Source organism: Streptomyces sp. MZ04, from assembly GCF_004684775.1.
In the GTDB taxonomy this organism is placed as follows: domain Bacteria; phylum Actinomycetota; class Actinomycetes; order Streptomycetales; family Streptomycetaceae; genus Streptomyces.
Genome location: NZ_SRIC01000488.1, coordinates 1 through 3,135, shown reverse-complemented (window position 1 = coordinate 3,135; position 3,135 = coordinate 1). Strand labels below are relative to the sequence as shown.

Annotated in this window: 2 protein-coding genes; both read right to left on the bottom strand. The window is 71.7% G+C overall.

Going from position 1 to position 3,135, the window contains the following annotated elements; all coding sequences use genetic code 11:
• Window positions 1-23: 23 nt before the first annotated feature.
• Complete coding sequence (locus E2651_RS42270) at window positions 24-989, bottom strand: carbohydrate-binding protein (protein ID WP_135336573.1); 966 nt, start codon at window positions 987-989, stop codon at window positions 24-26.
• Between the two features lie 87 nt (window positions 990-1,076).
• The gene (cdgB, locus tag E2651_RS42265) at window positions 1,077-2,759 is read right to left on the bottom strand and encodes a diguanylate cyclase CdgB (RefSeq protein ID WP_135336572.1); all 1,683 of its coding nucleotides are present in this window, start codon (window positions 2,757-2,759) and stop codon (window positions 1,077-1,079) included.
• Window positions 2,760-3,135 lie beyond the last annotated feature (376 nt).

Below are 3,135 nucleotides of genomic sequence, written 5' to 3'. Positions count from 1 at the left end.
CCCCTGACTACCCCTGCCCCTGACTACCCCTGGCTGCCCTCGACCAGCCACATCTGGTCCAGGTTCGCCCCGCAGATGTTGCTCTGATCGCACGCGAGCGCGACCGTGTTCGTCCCCTTGTTCAGCTGGATCACGGCGTACGTGTTCGTCCAGCCCTTCTCCCAGTCGCCTTCCTCGGCGCCGGCGAAGTTCTTCATGTTCAGCGGACGGGTTTCCTTCTTGCCGTTCACGATGATGTTCGCGTTGGCATCCTTGCCCGGCACGCCGTACCGCACCCGAAGGCTGTACGTCCCGCCCTCGGGAATCCCGTTCACCGTCCACGTGACCTGCGCGCCGACCTTGTCGAGCCCCGCCACGTACACGCCGCCGGCGGACTCCGCCCCGCCGATGTCCGACGCGGTCGTCGTGCCGCCGTCCAGCTTCAGCGCCTTCGCGTCCGTCTTGGGGAGGTCGACCGGGTCCTTCCCGGGCTTCGACGGCTTCTCGCTGGGCTCGACCGTCGACGCCTCCGAGGGCTTGCCGCCCGCATCCGCGTCGCCGCCCTCGTCCCCGCCGCCGGACAGCATCGCCGCGCCGATGCCGATGGCGACGACCGCCACGACCGCGATCGCACCGATCAGGAGGCCCTTGGTGTTGGGGCCGCGGCCCCGGCCGCCGCCCGTGCCGGCGGGCGCGGGAGTGTACTGGGGCGCGCCGCCCGGCTGCGTCTCCGGAGCGGCGTAGTGGGCGTTCGGCCCGCCGTAGGGCTGCTGCGGGACCTGCTGGCCGTAGGTCTGCTGCGCCTGCTGCTGACCGTACGCGGGGCGGCGGTCGCCGACCGCGCGCACCTGGTTGTACGAGGACCGGGGGCCCGGATAGCCGTAGCCGCCGCCTCCGCTGGGCGGCGTCGCACCGGCCGCCTGGCCGTCCTCGTACAGATAGCCGAACGGGTCGTCGTCGCCCTGCGGCGCGCTCGGCGTCTGCTCGCCGTTATTGCCGGGCGTCGTCATTCCCAGGTCACTCCCTCATGTCGCTGACCGGGGGAGCCTACCCGCTCCGGGCGATGCCACGGGGTGGCGTGGACCTCATCCGGCCCGTCAGCCGGCCCGCCTGTGCTGCTTGGCACGTGACCGTTTCTCCACGTACATCCGCTGGTCGGCGGAGTGCAACACTTCGTCGGCCGACATCCCGCAGTGCGCCCAGCCGATGCCGAAACTGGCCCCCACCCTGACCGCCCTGCCGTCCACCCGGATCGGCGGGATGATCGCGTTCCGCAGCCGCACGGCGAGGTCCTGCGCGTCGGCCCGGCCGAGCCCGTCGGCGAGGACGACGAACTCGTCGCCGCCGAGCCTGGCGACCGTGTCCCCGTCGCGCACGCCGTGGGTGAGCCGCCTGGCCACCTCGATGAGGACGGCGTCGCCGGTGTGGTGGCCGAAGCGGTCGTTGATGGACTTGAAGCCGTCGAGATCGCAGAAGAGAACGGCAAGGCCCTTGGTGCCGTCGTCCGTGTCGCCGTTCCCCTCCGGGGGCGCGACGGTGTGGACGTGGTGGTCGAAGCCCTCGCCGCTCTGCTGCAGGCTGTTCGGCGCCTGCGCGGCGTGCAGGCCGTAGTCGAAGCCGTGCTGCCCGTCCGCGCCGTAGGCACCGTCGTACGCGGCGTCCAGCGAGTCCACCGCGCTGGGCTGACCCGCGTGCGGGCGGCGGCACAGGCGCGCGCCGAGGCGGGAGCGCAGCTCCGCGGAGTTGGGCAGGCCGGTGAGGGAGTCGTGCGAGGCGCGGTGGGCGAGATGGAGCTCGCGGCGCTTGCGCTCCTCGATGTCCTCGACGTGGGTGAGCAGGAAGCGGGGGCCGTCGGCGGCGTCGGCGACGACGGAGTTGCGCAGCGACACCCAGACGTACGTCCCGTCGCGGCGGCCCAGGCGCAGCTCGGCGCGGCCGCCCTCGGCGGAGGTCCGCAGGAGGGTGCCGATGTCCTCGGGGTGGACCAGGTCGGAGAAGGAGTAGCGGCGCATGGCGGACGCGGGGCGGCCGAGCAGGCGGCAGAGCGCGTCGTTCGTCCTGAGGATGCGGCCGTGCTGGTCGCCGCCCATCTCGGCGATGGCCATGCCGGACGGCGCGTACTCGAACGCCTGCCGGAAACTCTCCTCGCTGGCCCGCAGCGCCTGCTGCTCGCGCTCCAGACGGACCAGGGCGCGCTGCATGTTGGCGCGAAGCCGGGCGTTGCTGATGGCGATGGCGGCCTGGAAGGCGTACATCTGCAGGGCCTCGCGGCCCCAGGCGCCGGGCCGCCGTCCGTTGCGCGGCCGGTCCACGGAGATCACGCCGAGCAGTTCACCGCCGGCGGCGCCGGTCGCGTACATGGGGGCGAAGAGCCGGTCGGAGGGGTGCCACTCGTCCTCGAAGCGGGGCTCGGGGCCCTCGGTGTACCACTGCGGGACGTCGTCCTCGTCGAGGATCCAGCCTTCGGTGTACGAGATGAAGCGGAGGGCGCCCCAGCCCTCGCCCATGGAGAGGCGGCGCTCCCAGGCGTCGCGGGAGCCGACCCGGCCGGTGATGAGCGCCTCGGCGGCGGTGTTGCCCGCGAAGGCGGCGACGACGAGGTCGCCGTCCGGGCGCACGAGATTGACGCACGCCAGCTCATAGCCAAGGCCGTTGACCACGCCGTCGGCGACGGTCTGCAGCGTGTCCGCCAGGCTTCGGGCCGTGTTCAGGTCCGCCACCACTTGATGCAGCTGCCGCAGGGTCGCAAGACGGACGTACGGCTCCGACTCGGTCTCCATTGCTCGCTCTCCCCGAGACCTCGACAGCAACTCCAGGATTCGCAGCGCCCTTAGTGTTCCCTCAGTGTCTGAGTCACCCCAGTGTCTGATTGCCACCGTCACTGAATCACAGCGAGCAGCTCACTCGGTACACAGGGTCAACAATTTATGGGCCCTGTGACTCAAGTCACAGATGGGAAGCCTTCGTTGGTCCAGTCCACTGGCCTGGGCCACCGCCCGACGGGGGCCCATCGGCCATCGGTCCTAGGTCCGGTCTCGGCCCCCGGCCCGATGTGGCGGCGGAGGCGGCCGGGCTAGCGTCGGTGCCGTGGTTCCCGTACCGAAGACACTCGAGACGCCGCAGAAGTCGCCCCAGAGCGCTCCCGCGGCATCCCCC